At 41.6% G+C, this 17,053-nt stretch carries 12 protein-coding genes; 8 read left to right on the top strand and 4 right to left on the bottom strand.

The annotated features are described in order from the left end of the window. Positions 1-459 precede the first annotated feature (459 nt). Positions 460-3,120, top strand: coding sequence for an ATP-binding protein (locus ACM0OR_RS10740; RefSeq protein ID WP_414576213.1), 2,661 nt, complete (start codon positions 460-462; stop codon positions 3,118-3,120). Between the two features lie 177 nt (positions 3,121-3,297). On the opposite strand, the gene ACM0OR_RS10735 is transcribed toward ACM0OR_RS10740, so the two are convergent. Next, complete coding sequence (locus ACM0OR_RS10735) at positions 3,298-4,581, bottom strand: dihydroorotase (protein WP_414576212.1); 1,284 nt, start codon at positions 4,579-4,581, stop codon at positions 3,298-3,300. Between the two features lie 45 nt (positions 4,582-4,626). Beyond that, positions 4,627-5,979, bottom strand: a complete 1,353-nt coding sequence (locus tag ACM0OR_RS10730; protein ID WP_414576211.1) for a histidine phosphatase family protein — start codon at positions 5,977-5,979, stop codon at positions 4,627-4,629. 555 nt (positions 5,980-6,534) lie between these two features. Here ACM0OR_RS10730 and ACM0OR_RS10725 point away from each other — a divergent pair. From ACM0OR_RS10725 to ACM0OR_RS10700, 6 genes are all read left to right on the top strand, one after another. Continuing rightward, a complete protein-coding gene (locus ACM0OR_RS10725; protein WP_190696331.1) occupies positions 6,535-7,302 on the top strand; it encodes a D-Ala-D-Ala carboxypeptidase family metallohydrolase in 768 nt (255 codons plus the stop codon). 411 nt (positions 7,303-7,713) lie between these two features. Beyond that, positions 7,714-8,550, top strand: coding sequence for an alpha/beta fold hydrolase (locus ACM0OR_RS10720; RefSeq protein ID WP_414576210.1), 837 nt, complete (start codon positions 7,714-7,716; stop codon positions 8,548-8,550). 180 nt (positions 8,551-8,730) lie between these two features. Beyond that, a complete protein-coding gene (locus ACM0OR_RS10715) occupies positions 8,731-10,425 on the top strand; it encodes a protein kinase domain-containing protein (protein ID WP_414576209.1) in 1,695 nt (564 codons plus the stop codon). A gap of 258 nt (positions 10,426-10,683) precedes the next feature. Continuing rightward, positions 10,684-12,366, top strand: coding sequence for an ArnT family glycosyltransferase (locus ACM0OR_RS10710; protein WP_414576208.1), 1,683 nt, complete (start codon positions 10,684-10,686; stop codon positions 12,364-12,366). Between the two features lie 84 nt (positions 12,367-12,450). Beyond that, a complete protein-coding gene (locus tag ACM0OR_RS10705) occupies positions 12,451-13,638 on the top strand; it encodes a M20 family metallopeptidase (protein WP_323265551.1) in 1,188 nt (395 codons plus the stop codon). Between the two features lie 22 nt (positions 13,639-13,660). Beyond that, entirely contained in the window at positions 13,661-14,440 is a 780-nt protein-coding gene (locus ACM0OR_RS10700) for a hypothetical protein (protein ID WP_414576207.1), read from the top strand. Positions 14,441-14,477: 37 nt separating this feature from the next. Here ACM0OR_RS10700 and ACM0OR_RS10695 read toward each other — a convergent pair whose 3' ends face one another. After that, positions 14,478-15,293: an HAD-IIB family hydrolase gene (locus tag ACM0OR_RS10695; RefSeq protein ID WP_414576206.1), complete on the bottom strand. Its 816-nt coding sequence runs from the start codon at positions 15,291-15,293 to the stop codon at positions 14,478-14,480. Between the two features lie 105 nt (positions 15,294-15,398). On the opposite strand from ACM0OR_RS10695, the gene ACM0OR_RS10690 reads away from it, so the two are divergent. Next, positions 15,399-16,205: a hypothetical protein gene (locus tag ACM0OR_RS10690; RefSeq protein WP_414576205.1), complete on the top strand. Its 807-nt coding sequence runs from the start codon at positions 15,399-15,401 to the stop codon at positions 16,203-16,205. Positions 16,206-16,252: 47 nt separating this feature from the next. On the opposite strand, the gene ACM0OR_RS10685 is transcribed toward ACM0OR_RS10690, so the two are convergent. Then, a complete protein-coding gene (locus ACM0OR_RS10685; RefSeq protein ID WP_190696423.1) occupies positions 16,253-16,987 on the bottom strand; it encodes a DevA family ABC transporter ATP-binding protein in 735 nt (244 codons plus the stop codon). Positions 16,988-17,053: the final 66 nt, after the last annotated feature.

The following is a 17,053-nucleotide window of genomic DNA, read 5'->3' as shown; positions in this document are numbered from 1 at the left end:
GCCAATGTATCGCCTGAAGTTGTTAATGTATCGTTTGACATTGTTAATGTATCGTCTGACATTGTTAATGTATCGCCTGACATTGTTAATGTATCGCCTGACATTGTTAATGTATCGTTTGACATTGCCAATGTATCGCCTGACGTTGTTAATGTATCAATTAACTATCTTGTGTGTACACAGTAGCCTACAAAAAGAAGAAAGTAAAATTACTCCCCCTTCCCCCATAGGGAAGGCTACGGTGTACACGCATCTTTATGCTGAGTGCAAAATGTGGTTTGATCCCCCTAAATCCCCCTTAAAAAGGGGGACTTTGATTCTTGTTCCCCCTTTTTTAAGGGGGGTTAGGGGGGATCAAAACGCTGTGGGACTAGGTTATCAGACTTGTGTGTACACCGTAGCCATAGGCAAGGGGGTAGGGGGGTTAGGTCTTTCACAGGTAAAGGCGGAGGGTGAATCATGACTTCTCCTGTACCGCGTCTAAACTTAGCACCGAAATTGCGGCGACCCCTCTCACTGTGGAATCCTTTAGATTATCTGCGCCTGTTGTATTGGGTGTTTTTCTTTCCCCAGGCTTTGCGGTGGTATGTTGATACCTTTGGGGGTGGGTATATTCCTGAAGAGGAGATGAATTGGCGAAAGGGATTGGAGTTGCTGTGTCAAAACGCTATTCAACGTCAGCTACTTTTGCAGGGTTTGGTATTAACAGTTATTACTCCGGTGTCCGTGGGGCTAATTTTGCAAGTGTTCAACTTTCACGTTAACTGGTTAGGCGTGGGGTTAGGCGTAGCGTTCAGCGTGGAGTTAGGCGTGGGGTTAGGCGTGGGGTTAGGCGTGGCGGGAGGCGTGGCGGGAGGCGTGGGGTTAGGCGTGGCGGGAGGCGTGGGGTTAGGCGTGGCGGAAAGCGTAGCGGGAGGCGTGGCGGGAGGCGTGGCGGAAAGCGTAGCGGGAGGCGTGGCGGGAGGCGTGGGGTTAGGCGTAGCGTTCAGCGTGGCGGGAAGCGTGGCGGGAGGCGTGGGGTTAGGCGTGGCGGAAAGCGTAGCGTTCAGCGTGGCGGAAGGCGTGGGGGGAGGCGTGGGGTTAGGCGTGGTGGGAGGCGTGGTGGGAGGCGTGGGGGGAGGCGTGGGGGGAGGCGTGGCGGGAGGCGTGGCGGGAGGCGTGGCGGGAGGCGTGGCGATAATGCGTCCAGAGAATTGGCTGATTGGCTCACTTTTAACCCTGCAAAGCATCCAAAGTAGTTACTTACTCCCTCGTATTAGCCCAATTCCTCTACCGAATCTTACTAGACGCTTGCAAAATTGGTTGTTACAAGATTGGGAAGCAGGTTTGCATAACACTAATGAACTGCTGGCATATACTATGCAATTCATTCCTGTTGTTCAAGCAGTGAACAGAGAACTTACGGCAACCCCATCAGAGCAAATTATTTGGCGTGTTTCTCGACTGGCTGAATCTCCTTTTGATTGGAATTTGGTACGTTTTGCCTCAGCCTCCTTAGAAGATCCAAGCTTAAGATCAACGTCTTCGGATAATTCAATCACTCTTCGTTTAGATACTCCTGCTCGTGCGGCTGCTGCGGGTTTTTGGCATCTCCATAAAAAAGAACCAGAAGAAGCACAGGAAGCATTTGCTGTAGTACGTTCTCTGCTTTACGGTGAGGAAATGTATACCCTTACCCAAACTTTAGCCACTTTTCAAAATGCAAAACAGGTGGCTACTATTGCTACTCTGCAAATACCTGATTTTACAGAAGAACCTCTTTTACGCCCCAACACCTGGAAAGCTATTAAAAGTTTACGGCGCGTAATTGAAGATATCCAGTTTGTTAACAAAAGTGTGTCTCGTTCAGCTAGGTCTTTAGCTCTTAACCGTGCTTTAGGTGAACTAACAAGCATTCTCAATACAGCCAATGACTTACCACAAGCCGAGCGCGGTTTAATTGTAGACATTACCCAAACTTGGAAAGAAAGCTTACTACAAATTGCTGGCGAAGTCGGGGAAATTTCCATTACCAAGCCTGTGATTAATCCTTATGTCATAGGCGACCCCGTTCAAGGTAATCTCTTTGTGGGGCGAGAAGATGTAATGAGACAGTTGGAAGAACTCTGGGTAATGGGTAATCAACTACAGTCTGTAGTTCTCTACGGTCACAGGCGTATGGGTAAAACTTCAATCTTGCTCAATGCGTCTCAATGTCTAGGCTCAGGTATACAGTTAGCTTACGTCAACCTGCTGCGTTTGGGAGATATCCCCCAAGGTGTGGGTGAGGTACTAATGGCAATTAGTGATGAAATTTCTCATACAGTGAAAGTTCCGCCACCAAATGACGCGGATTTGCTAAATCTCCCCTATAGAACTTTTGAACGCTATTTAAAAGAGGTGGAAGCGCATTTAGAGACTGGGTTAATTATTGCCTTAGACGAGTTCGAGAAAATAGAGGAACTCATCGAAGCGGGAAAAATCCCTCAAGACTTTATGGGTTATCTGCGAGGGTTGGTGCAAATGAGTTCTAAATTTGCCTTTGCTTTTGCTGGGTTGCACACTTTAGAGGAGATGACAGCAGATTACTTTCATCCATTTTTTGGTAGCTTAATTAACATTCATGTAAACTTTCAAGAACGTGCAGCTACTCGCCAGATTTTAGCTAACCCAGATGAAGATTTTCCCCTTGACTATACGCCAGAGGCCTTAGACGAAATCTATGCTTTAACACACGGTCAAGCATATTTAGTCCAATTAGTGGGGTTTCAGTTAGTGCGTCGCTACAATGACCAAGTTTTTGAGCAAGGAAGACCCCGTGACCCTATGTTTACGGTAGATGATGTAGAGGCTGTGATTAATAATCCTGAGTTTTTCCAGCGCGGACGCTACTATTTTGATGGGGTTTGGGGTCAGGCGGCACAAGATGTGGATGGTCAGCAGGAGATATTAAGGTTACTTGCACCTGATGTAGAGGGGTTGAGTTTTGATGTCTTAGCTCAGTCTACGGGGATGAGTGGTGATAGTTTGCAGGCGGCGTTGGATACTTTGAAGCGTCATGATGTGGTTGAGGAAGGTGGGGGAGGGTGGCGAATTATGGTGGAGTTGTTCCGGCGTTGGGTTGTGCAGTGGAAGATGTGAAAAGCTCACGCAGAGGCGCAGAGGCGCAGAGAAGGTTGCAAAGAATCGATTCTACTTAGGTTTGTGGAAATGACGACAACTCGGCGAAAAGATATGCCATATCACGCATTGGCTACCTTCACGTTTAGAGCAAGTGTATCAGCCCGATCGCTAACTCATAATATAGAGATGTTAGAATTAACACCAAGTTTGTACAACTCGACCTTTTAATTCTTGTCCTAGCCAGGGGGTATTACTCGAAAGGGTATGCAGGTTTTTCCTTTCTACTTTCCAGGTTGTTTGCGGGTTAAATAAGGTTAGTTCAGCTTGGTGATGGGGCGCAATTTTACTGACTTTTGCTTGTAAACATTCGGCTGGACGGTTACTCAAAGCTTGCCACAATTCTAATGCTGTAAATTCCCCAGTTTCTACAAGATGCTGCCACAACAGAGGTAACGCTAATTCTAACCCAATTGCCCCTGGTGGTGCTTCGGCAAAGGCTTGGACTTTCTCTTCGTAGCTGTAGGGTGTATGATCAATGGCGATCGCATCTACAACTCCTGTACGCACTGCTGATCGCAAAGCCTGCATATCAATGTTATTACCTAAAGGTGGGTCTAAATGCAGACTAGTGTGATAACTTTTAACAGCCTTGGTATCTAACAATAGGTGCATCCATGTGGTGCTGGCGGTGATGGGTAATCCTTGAGACTTGGCGGCGGCGATTAATTCTACACTGCGAGCGGTGGAGACGCGCATAATATGTATGGGTGTGCCGATGGTGGCTACCAATTCTATTAAAGCAGCGATCGCAGTTGTTTCCGCACTCACGGGAACAGGAGGTAAACCAAACCTCAAGGCATCTGCACCTTCCCTCATTACACCATTAGATGCGAGTTGGCGATCGCAAGGCCAAAACGCTACAGGTTTTCCCAAAGGCTGCACATATTCCAACAGCCGCCGCACTAATCCTAAATTATCTAACGGCAAACCATCAGTAAACCCCACAACTCCCGCAGCCGCCAAATCTGCTAATTCCGTCATCTGCTTCCCAGCCACATCCAGGGTAATTGCGCCCCAGACTTGGAGATGGGGAAGAGAGGGGAAAGACAAAGCAACATTTCCCCCTTGTCCCCTCATCCCCTTCTGCAACTGCGCCACCAGCGCGGGATTATCAATAGCTGGCGATGTATCAGGTAGAATGCTGACTCTGGTAAAGCCACCAGCCGCTGCCGCCTGTAAAAACGACAACAGCGTTTCCCGTTCCTCAAACCCAGGTTCGCCGGAGTGACTATACAAATCCACTAACCCAGTCCCCAGAACTAGTCCCCGACAATCCCTAATTTGGGTATCAGGACTGATATCACTAATTTGTGCCGCTACTGCTTGGATTTCACCATTGGCAATTAGCACATCAGATACTTGGTCAGTTTGCGAAACTGGGTCAATCACCCTTACTTGTTGCAGAAGTTCAGTTGTCATTTGAGCTATTTAGTGCTTCAGATGTTTTCTCTCATTGTTAACACCCTATAATGCCCCAGCTGCTGTTTTATCCAGTACACCGCCACTTAAATGAGAGGTGATGTTCATCGCTTGTAATACTGGCAAACCATTCAGTCCACAAGGATAGTCGATGACGCTGACAGCACCGTTACCTTGGCGGAAATTCCAGAAATTATCCGCAGGTAAACCTAGGATATGACACAGTAAGGTTTTGTTGGTAGCATCGTGAGCTACGATTAATCCGGTTTGGCGTTGATTTTCTAAGGCGGTTTGTACAATTGCTTGCCATGTAGCACTGCTACGTTCCCAGACTTGTTGTAAATTTTCCCCTTCTGGCATTTGCACTGCACCTGGTGTTGTTCGCCAACGGTGCAACTCTCCGGGGAATTCTTGGTCTATTTCTACTTCTAATTTTCCTTCCCAAAGTCCGTGACTGATTTCTCTTAAGCCCTCTTGCAACTCTAAATTTACACTGGGATGATGTTGCAAAATAATTTCGGCAGTTTCTTTAGGACGTGCCATAGTGCTACTTACAGCAAAGTCAATGGCAACATTTTGGAGAAATTCTCCGGCTTTTTGTGCTTGCTGTCTGCCGTTATCGTTGAGGGGAACATCGATTTGTCCTTGAAATCTGGTTTGGCGATTCCACTCAGTTTCACCGTGACGTACCAACAACAATCTTACGCCTTGATGGCCTGGTCGCAATGACGGCAGCATTTCGCCCATGTGTTGCGTCTGGTTCATCGACTCTAGTTGTACGGGTTCTCCCAAACCACCAGAAAAGTTTAAGACGCTGATGCAGCAGTTAGATTGTTGAACGGAATGGTAGCGATTGGGATAAATACCCAGGGCGGTGCTAATGAGAGCGCGATTGATGCCGTTATGCCCGACGATGAGAATGGTTTCACCTTGATGATGGGGTAATATTTCTTGCCAAAACTGCCGTGCTTGTTCATACACAGCCAGCACAGGGAAATGTTCACGTATTCCCCCTGTATCATTCACCAACATCTGAAATTCGTCGGGGTGTTCATGCCAAATGCGGTAATCTTCTGGAAACTTCTGCTGAACATCGCTAGACAGCATTTCTGCCCATAGAGGCAGATCAATTTCCATTAATTGGTCAGATGTTTGGACAACAGACGATTTTCCAGAATCAGATGCTAACTCACCATAAATAATATCTGCTGTCTGTTTAGCTCGCTGGAGTGGACTGCTATAAATTGCATTAAAGGCAATATTACTGAGGGCTTTGCCTACTTTACTAGCATCACTACGACCTTTCTCCGTTAACCTTGATACGTCAGTGCGCCCTTGAATGCGTCTTTCGGTGTTATATGTGCTTTGACCGTGACGCACGATGATGACACGGGTCATCTTTTTGCCCTCCTCTATCTAAAGGATTAATTTTACTGCATCCTGTAGGCAGCATTATCTCTTAGATTCGGGTTTAGTAACTTAATATTTTAATTTGTTTGTTGTCAGGACTACGCACAACTGCATCAAGAATGGTGCGATGGCATTTTGCCCACCGTTAGTCATTGCAAATTGCCCTTACAACTGTACTTGCAATGCTTTACAACTGTTTACTGACAACTAAAGCTGAGGATGTCAATATACAACCGTAAAATTTAATACTTGTTTAAGCAATTGTAACAGTTAATTTAGGAATCTTTTGTGTATAATTTACAGCGTTATACTCATAAATAATAACTAGTCAAAAATACGAATGACCAAATAAACAATACATAACTAAGATATATTTCTGCTTCAGAGACATCGATAGTTAAGATATTGGCAATGAAATTACTAAAAATTTAGTTTAATTGCGAAATAGCAGGAGGAATTACTGTTATTTATGAATGTTACTCGTCATTAGGCTGGGCAATCACTAAAAAAGAATTGAAATCCATAACGAAAGGAGACGCATCTATGTCAGATTCTACTGTGGAATTTCCGAACTTAGAAAAATTTCAATCTACCAATAGCACGGTCAAACTCACTGAAGCTGATCCTGAAATTATCAAAGAAATTCAAACTTTACTTACTAGAAAAAATTTGTATAAAGGTAAAGTTGATGGCATTGTAGGTGAATTAAGCCAAAAAGCATTTGCAGAATTTAAAGAAAGTGTTTGGCTAGATTCTCCTGAATTATTGGGACCGACTACTGCATCTAATTTATTAGAGATAGCAGAAAACCATCAAACTAATGAAGAACAAACTCAGCTATTAAAACCACTACCTGTATCCATTATAGCCACGAAGACAGGACGTACTTTAAGGTTAGTAACTGGAGAGACAGTTTACGAAAATGAACTGATAGTGGCGGGAGTTCCTCTGACTTGGGGTGAAATCACTAAAGGATGTGATCCCCAAAGAAACCCAGAGTCAAAAGCAGTGCTTAATAACATAATCAAAGCAGCTAAAGGCTTTGGCAAAATTCGTGATAAATACGGTATCCCAATTTCTATCAATTCTGCCTATCGTCCTCCTAGTGTGAATCGGCGGATAGGAGGCGCACGCTATTCTCAGCATATTAATGGTCTAGCCCTTGATATTGCCCCTTCCGACGGCAACTTTACCAAACTTTTAGACATTTGTCGGGCTTCTGATTGCACAGGACTCGGTAGAGGAATGCACAGAGGTTTTATCCATTGTGATTGGCGGCCAGGTAGTCGTGTAGTTTTTGACTATCCTTAATTAGCATTCCATATTGCGATCGCTGAAGTTAGGAGAATTAGCTAATTTTCCTAACTTCAGTTTTTTATTGGTTTAGCAAGAGAATAGTGACACTTTCATCTCTCTGGTTGGGAAATTTTCCCGTGATGGATGTGTCATTTAATCACATTCCACTTAGTCAAATGGAACATCTTGTCCACCCTTGGTAGGTCAAGACTTTCGCAGTACCATAATAAGCACGAAACTATAAAGTTTTTCGGTTGAGTGAGGTACAAGAACCACACCCCCAACTCCCTCCCCTCAATTGAGGAGGATAATATGATGTGTGCATCATTCCAGAAGCAAGAGTGTTTATCAGGAACTGTCCCCTTCGGTTGAAATTTTGTAGCTTGCTACTCGTAGAGTATTTTGAATTTTGAATTACTAAAGACGATGCCTGTACGTAAAACTCTATCAACACCTGATATTCAAATATCTTACTTGGAGTGGAATCAAGGGAAAGAACCTTTACTATTGTTGCATGGTTTAGCTGACCATGCTTTGGTGTGGTCGAGTTTAGGAGATGATTTAGCGGCGAATTATCATATAGTTGCGCCAGATATGCGCGGTCATGGCGAAAGCAGTAAGCCAGAAACAGACTATACTTTTGAAAGTGCGATCGCAGACCTAGAAGCACTCATGGATCATTTGGGATGGTCATCTGCTCATCTTGTCAGTCATTCGTGGACTGGTAAACTAGCGGCTATCTGGGCGAGAGTCAATCCCCAACGCTTGCGGAGTATGGTGCTAGTCGATCCCATTTTTATTTGGAAAATGCCCAGCATCTTGCGGCTGACTTTCCCCCTGTTGTACCGATACCTCTCCTTTCTCAAAGGTATGGGGCCATTTACCAGTTATGACGTAGCCGAAGTACAGGCCAAGCAATTAAATCAATATCAGGGTTGGAATACATTACAACAGCAGGTTTTTCAAGCTGGTCTAGAACAAAAACCGGATGGTAGCTGGGGTAGTAAATTCACTATCAACGCCCGCGATCGCATTTTTGAGGACGTGATGCGAGTACCTGGCTTTACTACCCCCGTAGAAACTTCCGCCCTATTTATCCAGCCAAAAGAAGGACTGAACCGTTTAGACTGGCAAATCAAGCCCTATAAAACCTATCTGAAAAACCTCCGCCTGTGTCAAGTTCCCGGTAATCATTGGCCATTTTTGACTGCACCGGAAGTATTTAACCAGACAGTTGCAGCATTTTTAGCAGAATCTAAATAAAACAAATCTGATTATTAATAGACACCAACAAAAGAGTAAAACTCAGTTTTATTCTTTCGACTTTTGACCGATGCCCATTTTAGATTGAAGAAAATCCAAAATCTCCCAGCCCTATACCCTGGTGGTCGGGGTCAATCCAAAATCCAAAATCCAAAATTTGTTGACTTTTGACTTCCCATCATGAGCCTTTGCATTAATCCAGTTTGCCCTAAACCTAACCATCTCAAAAATGAAAAAAACCGCTTTTGTCAAAGTTGTGGTTCTCAGTTGGAACTAGTGGGACGCTATCGGGTGATGCACTTATTGAGTGATACAACTGGATTTGGGAAAGTCTATGAAGCTTATGAACAAGACACAGCTAAAATTCTCAAAGTCCTACAAGCAAATCTCTCGGATGTTAAAGCCATAGAACTGTTTCATCAAGAAGCCGTTGTCTTGGGAAAACTGAATCATCCAGGTATTCCTAGAGTAGATGCGTATTTTCAGCATCACACTAGAAATAACTTAAGTTTATACTGCCTTGTCTTAGAAAAAATTCACGGAATTAACTTAGAACAGTGGTTAGAAAAACAACCTCAACCCACTTCTCAAGCACAAGCCATCATTTGGTTAAAACAGATAGTAGAGGTTTTGGATTTAGTACATAGCCAAAGGTATCTGCATTTAAATATTAAGCCATCAAACATCATCATCCGACCAGATGGACAATTAGTTTTGATTGACTTTGGTACAGCTAGAGAACTAAGCAAAAATTACCAAAATCATAGCAATAACCCCACCATCTCATCTGGTTATAGCGCACCAGAACAAATGCAAGGAAAAGTGACATTACAATCAGATTTTTTTGCTTTGGGGCGCACCTTCGTTTTTTTGTTGACGGGAAAACATCCTCTAGATATGTATGATGCCCCCGATAATTTAGTGCATTGGCGCAGTTATGCCAATCAAGTTTCTCCACTATTATTGAATTTAATTGATTGGCTGATGACACCAGAATTAACTAAGCGTCCTGCCAATACTAAAGAAATTTTACAGCGCATTAAAGAAGTTGAACAGCCTAAAACTATAATTGAAAGTCAAAATATTCATCTTCCAAAAAAGTCCCAAGCTTTAGAATTAACTCAGCTAAAACTTGATACACCTCCCTCTCTATCAGCCAAACAACAAAAAAAAATACCTTTAATATCTATATTTTTAGCACTTCTATTTTCATTAGGGTTACTTAGTGTAGTTGCCTTAATAATAGGTTATCCACAATTCGCAACATTATTACCAATAGCAACTCAATCTCCAGAAAGAAAAGGGAAGATTGATTATTTTTCTTATGAAGAAGGAAGAGATAGTAAAGGTAGAGGTGCTGAATTTAACATTGCCATTTTATCAGTAGAGTATAAATGGCTTACAGACAGTAATTTTCAAGTTACAAATAACTATCAAACTATTAGTCTTGATGTTTTAAAATTGCTTTTAGAACAAGAAGGTATCCAGAAAATAATGGAAGATCCTAATGAAATTATTTCTGTAGGTATAGCTTCTTGTGATATAAAATTAGCAACTGCACAAATTAGAGCATTTGAACGTTCCCAACAAATACAACTCTTAGTGCAAAAATTATTTAAAAATACACCCAGTGTTAAAGGATATCGCTTATTAAACTTAGGTCAATTCCAGCGCAGAGACTGTAAGCCAAATCAAGATATAACTAGATATCAAAGCAGCGTTATTATTATGGGAGTTAAAAATAAATCAAAAGGTGTAACTATAGATGAAGCCCTACGCGATAGGTTAGAAAAACAGCCTTTTGCTGATTTTAAATTAGAAGATTATTCTTTAAGTTCATCAGAAAAATTTAAAACTATTTCTAATAATTTATAACTTATAGCAATACATTAGCCAAAAAATAGTATGAAGAGGGAGAGATGATGTAGTAGAGTTGTTATTTGTTACAACGACAAATCAAAAGCCAAATACAACCTATGTTTGACATCATAACACTGTTGCAATACCTACTAACTTAATCAGTATAAAGCAAATTTATAGATTTAAAGTAAATATAAATTTATACTTGCTAATTAGAGAGATATACATTAAGATTACCCAAATTAGCTAAATTTATAACAACTTGAATTTAAGATGGGTATTCTCAATAAATTAAAAATAATCACACTAGATAGCTATTTGCTCATAGCTCTGATATCTGGCTTTATTTTTTGCCTCTATGGCATCAATTGGGGAAGAGTAGAAGAGTGGAATCCAGATCAAATGGTCTTTAAAGGAAACCTTTCTCTAGGTGAAATTTTCTCCAGCCCTAGTGAATTTCTCAAGCCCCCTTTTCATACATACTTCAACTTTATATTATCCTACATTCCACTCAAATTTATTGAGAAAATTTTTCGTCTCTCCCAACATTCTCTGACTTCTGGTTCAGTGATTCTTCTCTGCTCTAGAATTATTACTGCATCTTTATTTCTGGGATCGATTTTTTTAAATTTTCACATAAATAAAAGATTTTTTGGATTGTTTGCTGCTCGCATTATCACACTAATTTTTGCTACTAGTAGCGGCTTTATAGTTTATAGTCATTTTTTGACAGCAGACATTCCTTTAATTTTTTGGATGCTCTTATCTTTTTACTTTATTCAAAGTATATATTTACAAGGTAAAGTATCAGACTACTTTTTAGCTGGACTTTTCACAGGAATTGCGACAGCAACAAAATATAATGGACTATCCGTTGGTATTGGAATTGTTTTGGCTCATCTTTTATCCTATAACGAACTAGCTTGGAAAAAAATCCTTTTCAGTAAAAAGCTAATTTTAAGTTTGTTAACAGTTGTGATGGGCTTTTTAATTGGTAATCCATTTGCATTAATAAATTATCGTCAGTTTGTTTCTGATTTTTTATATAACTATATTACGACCCCTATATATAATGGTGAAATAACGGGTACTAACTACTTCACCTTCTTTTCCATATATATTCGTGAGATTGTTGGACTTCCCTCCTTAATAATTCTTAATGTAGCGATATTGTATTCTCTATACATTACTTTTAGCAGTAAAGAGAAGAAGAGTATCAAAGGTGTTTTATTAGTTCTAACTGTTTTTATTATTTACTACTATAAATTTGCTAATTTCCCTAGATTGGAAACTCGCTTTATACTGCCTATAGTACCTTTCTGGCTCATGCTTTCAGGCCCTTTTTGGAATCAAATTAAGTCTAATAAAGCGGCTATATCAGTTATTTTGGTAATTATTATCAGTTACAATACTGTTTGCAGTTTATATGTAGGTAAAAGATTTTCAGACGATCCACGGATGGTAGCGCAGGAGTGGGTAAAGCGCAATATACCTGAGTTGAGTTCAATAGAAAATACTGCATATATTCCTACATGGAATCGCTTACCTGGAGTTAAGCTAAAATCCAGAAATATGCCTTTTATTTCAGGGCGAGGAAAGTTATTTCAGGAGATTTTAACAAGTAAATTTAAGGAAGATTCTTGGATCATTAAAAGGTGGAGAGAGTCTCAAAAGTCAGATCAAAATTTAAATTTTTACTCGCAAGAAGATTTAGCTAAACGCCGACCTAAATACATTGCTATTAATTCACTTTACTATGAAAGATTTTTTAATAATGCAAACTTGAAGGAGTTATATCCTGAAATTAATCAATTCTTTAACAGCTTAATTAGTGAAGAATATTCTTATAAAAAAATATTTGATCAAGAGTCCAAAATTCCCCCAGCCTGGGCTTATCCTCATAATATTGATTTTCTGCATAACAGGACAATAATTCTTACAGGCAAAGATGCTTAATTTTGTATCATATTCCCAGTCCCCAATCCCCGATCCCCAATCCCTCTTTATGATGGAACAAAGCCTGTAAATTAATATCAAGCAATGCTGACCCATATTCAAGACTTAGCCACAAAACTAGCACCCCGCCTCATTGAGATTCGTCGTCACATTCACTCTCATCCAGAACTTAGCGGTCAGGAATATCAAACTGCTGCGTTTGTGGCCGGTGTCTTATCTTCTAGTGGTCTGCGTGTACAAGAAGGAATTGGCAAAACCGGGGTAGTGGGAGAAATCAAAACTGCTGCTGAGGATGAGCCTTTCTTGGCGATTCGCACTGATATGGATGCGTTGCCAATTCAAGAATCTACTGGTTTGGAATATGCTTCTAAAACAAAAGGTGTCATGCACGCTTGCGGTCATGATATCCATACTACGGTAGGTTTGGGAACAGCGATGATACTTTCCCAAATGGCGGAGGAATTAGGTGGAAATGTGCGGTTCTTGTTTCAGCCTGCGGAGGAAATCGCCCAAGGTGCAAGCTGGATGATCGAAGATGGGGTGATGAAAAACGTTGCGGCGGTGTTAGGAGTTCATGTTTTCCCTTCTATCCCGGCTGGTTCGATTGGCGTGCGTTATGGGGCTTTGACGGCGGCGGCTGATGATTTAGAGATTATCATTATGGGGGAATCTGGTCATGGGGCGCGTCCCCATGAGGCGATTGACGCGATTTGGATTGCTGCACAGGTGATTACAGCTTTGCAACAAGCCATTAGCCGGACTCAGAACCCCTTGCGTCCGGTGGTGTTGAGTATTGGTAAGATTAGCGGCGGGAGAGCAGCTAATATTATTGCTGATCAGGTACAGTTATTGGGAACAGTGCGATCGCTCCATCCAGAAACCCGCACTCAACTACCTAACTGGATTGAGAAAATTGTGGCTAATGTCTGCCATTCCTTTGGTGCGCGGTATAAAGTTAAATATCACCAAGGTGTACCCGGTGTCAATAATGATTATGCGCTGACTCAACTATTCCAGTCCGCCGGTGAAGCAGCTTGGGGTAGCGATCGCGTCCAAGTTTTACCAGAACCATCTCTAGGTGCGGAAGATTTTTCTGTATATTTAGAACACGTCCCTGGTTCAATGTTTCGCTTGGGTGTAGGCTACCCTGAGCGAATTATCAATCATCCCTTACATCACCCTGAATTTGAAGTGGATGAATCTGCTATTGTGACAGGAGTTGTAACAATGGCTTACGCTGCGTGTAAGTATTTTCAGCAAACATCAATCTAAAGCTTACTTACGGAGATTGTTAATGCAGCTTCTTGAATTTCCCAGTGTCGCAGTTATAGCAGGCGAAAATGCTGTTGCAGTGACTCAACTTCCTTCTATATGGCAAGATATTGCTAAAGGTGCAGTCAATACCGGACTCTGCAATCCAAAGGTTTATGTTGAGATGGCGCAGTTGTTCTTATACAAGTTAGAACAGGGTGATGTTGACTTGTTTAACGAACGTCCGGAACTTGCACACCTCAAGCAGTCATTTTGTCAGTTATTTGGGCAATTAGCACGAGAAACTCTAGAGTTCTATGGTCATGATTTCCTGACTCATAACTATCCCAATTTTGGGGAAATTTTGCGGAATTTAGAGTTAAAGGGGTGTGATTACGCTGATGAAGTCAAAGTAGCGCGGATTGGCTTAGAACTCTTCAATGAGTTTGGTTACGAACTCCCAGCCAGTTTTTATCATGTGCATTTAGCACCAATTTATCGAGATCATGTTTTTGAAGAACGCGCCTTAAGATTTGACAAGCGGGATATCGCACACAAGCGTTCTTGGGATGCCATGCTTCATGCCTGTAAAGTATTTGCCATGCAAATGAAGGTGCAAAGTATTGCTTCTAAATATGGTTTTACGTATCAGCATGGTTGCGGTTGTAACTCGCATCTCTCGGCGATTGATTTATCTCGTGGCGTATTTGAGTATGAGTTGAGTCCAGAAAAACGCGATCGCTGGATTCGTAGTTTTATCTGGACTGCTTGGTATGAGTATGCTTTCTTTCCTATTGTGCCGAATACTAGTTATTTAGTTTAAAGCTGGGAATTGGGCATTGAGGTAAAATCTTCTCTGCCTACTTCCTCCTAACTTCCAAGATATAACTCGCTAATTCACAAAAACCCTCTCCCTCAGCCGCCGTGGTAATGTAAACTGGCTGATATTGCATTTGGTTGGCGTATTTTAGAATATTTACCACACCTACAGATATTGGGAAATAACTCTGATTAAATAAAGTTTCATCATTCGGACTATCACCAACTGTCACAATTTGTTCTGGAGAATAATCAGGAAAGTATTCTCGCAATACTTGTAATAAACCAATGGCTTTCTCTTGTCTTTGAGGTTTGATGTGACACTGGACATTACTGTAAGTAAATCCCCAACCCATTTGTTGACAGAGATGACTAATAGTTTGCAGTTCATCTAAACTCAACTCTGCTACATTAAATGTCCAGTCGGTGATGCGAAAGCGATTGTCGGCTGATTCTTGAATTTGGGGAAATTTGGTTTTTAATTCGGTAAAGGTTGAGTTTAGGTGTTGGCGATGGGCTTTTAATTCGGTAATGGGTGTCAATGCTACTGTTTCCTCACTTCCAGATCGATAAAATAAGCCGCCATTTTCTGCGATCGCACCAGCAATTGGCATGAGGCTATTTAATCCGTTTACCCAGCCAGCAGAACGTCCTGTGACGATGATGACTTTAATTCCAGCCGCTTGTAAATCTTCCAAAGTTTGCAGTAAAGCAGTAGAAAATTTTCCCTGATTCGTCAGTGTGCCATCCATATCAGTAGCGATGAGGCGAATCTTGCTCCAATCAGCCGATGTATCTGATGACAAGGGCTTGAGATTTGGAAACTGCCCAGTTGGCACACTTGGGTTTCTGTACATATGCAGTGGGAGACAAGCTGTAAAAAATACCAATAATACAGCAAGTTCATAGGCAAAATATGGGCATCCTAAAAATAATAAGTCCAGTGTTTCTGTTTACGACCTATGCTAACTCCTACATACCTTGCTCAAAAGCCACCACAAACGAAAAATGGGACGACGCAAGCAGCACCAGCAAAAGATGCTCAGATACCATCGGTTTTCATGATGTCCTCTGGAGGATTATTTGTAGCGTTGATTGCGTTGATGATTTTTGGGAAACTCCAAATCACGAAATTTGAGAAAAAAGTCAAATTTGAACAATTCCGTGCCAGAGAATTAGAGAAAAAATTTAAACTAGCTCTGGAAACAATTCGCAAAATGGAAACTAATCCCGATTTAGTTAACTCGCGGGACTTTAACCTAGACTATCTGCGGATGCGGATGTCTGAGGAAGTATTTCATTTCGCGATTCTTAATCAAATTAAAATCAGGGTTAAAGATAAAATTACCCAAGCTCTACGCCCCAGTCAACCACAGCAAGGAACAGTGGGGATTGCTAACAATGCTGCACGGCAAATAGATGAAATTTTTGATGTTGAATATGAATCGGGTACTCCGCCTAATATCGCTAGACGCGTGTTATTTCGGATTCAAATTCGATTGATGAAGTTACCAACACAAGCAACTTCTGCCACCATTAGCCAAATTATTGACTGTATTGAAACCTATCTTAGCCCAATAGATGAAGAAGATAACTGGCAACCCACACTTCAAGGAAGGATTGCCACCATGCACTGGGATCAAAAAGCTAAACCTACACCATTATTAGTGTTGGAACAATCTAATGAAGGCGTAAACGTGACTTTCCGCACCAGTCGCCAACCCAATGCTTCCACACCACAGAAGCCATCAGGTTCTGCTAAACGATAGTCAATAGTCATGGGGATAAATGACTCTCCCTTGCTCATTCCCCAATATTACGGTTTTTCGCTCCATGCTCCAGCTTCGTAACTAATGATTGCAGTTTGGGAGTCGCGGGCTAAAATTCCGTCTTCCATTTCGACAATGCGATCGGCGATATCTAAAATGCGGTTGTCGTGGGTGACTAACAAAATCGATGTTCCTTGATCTTTGGCGAGGCGTTGCATGATTTCTACAACATCACGTCCTGATTGTTTATCTAAAGCGGCGGTTGGCTCGTCGGCTAACACTAGTGGGGGATTATTTACCAGGGCGCGGGCGATCGCAATTCTTTGTTTTTGTCCACCAGACATATTATCTGGGTAGTATTCAACACGATTTTCTAATCCTACTGCTGTGAGCATGGCTTGTGATTGTGCGATCGCTTCCGCTTGAGAAATATGCTCGTTTAACTCCACCGCCATCTGTACATTTTGTTTAGCAGTTAAAAATCCTAGCAAATTATGGGCTTGAAAAATATAGCCAATGCTGCGCCGAATTTGTACCAACTTACTCTGATTCGCACCAGATAACTCTACACCTAAAAATTTTAAACTACCCTCTTGTACAGAACGCAAACCACCAATCAAACTCAGTAGTGTAGTTTTACCTGAACCTGATGGCCCGGTCATAATCACAATTTCTCCGGGATAAATTTCGAGGTTAATATCAAATAAAATCTGCTTTTTGAGTGCGCCTTTACCATAGTAGTGATTGAGATTGCTAATGGCGATTACAGGTTCATTTTTCATGATTATTTGGGGAATTAGAAGTTGGTAATTCGTAATTAAAAAATATATTTTACTTATTACAATGTG

Origin of the sequence: Anabaena sp. CCY 9402-a, assembly GCF_963920945.1 — a bacterium.
Classification (GTDB): domain Bacteria; phylum Cyanobacteriota; class Cyanobacteriia; order Cyanobacteriales; family Nostocaceae; genus Trichormus; species Trichormus minutissimus.
The sequence above is the reverse complement of the archived record's forward strand: the minus strand, read 5'-3'. Positions and strand labels throughout refer to the sequence as shown.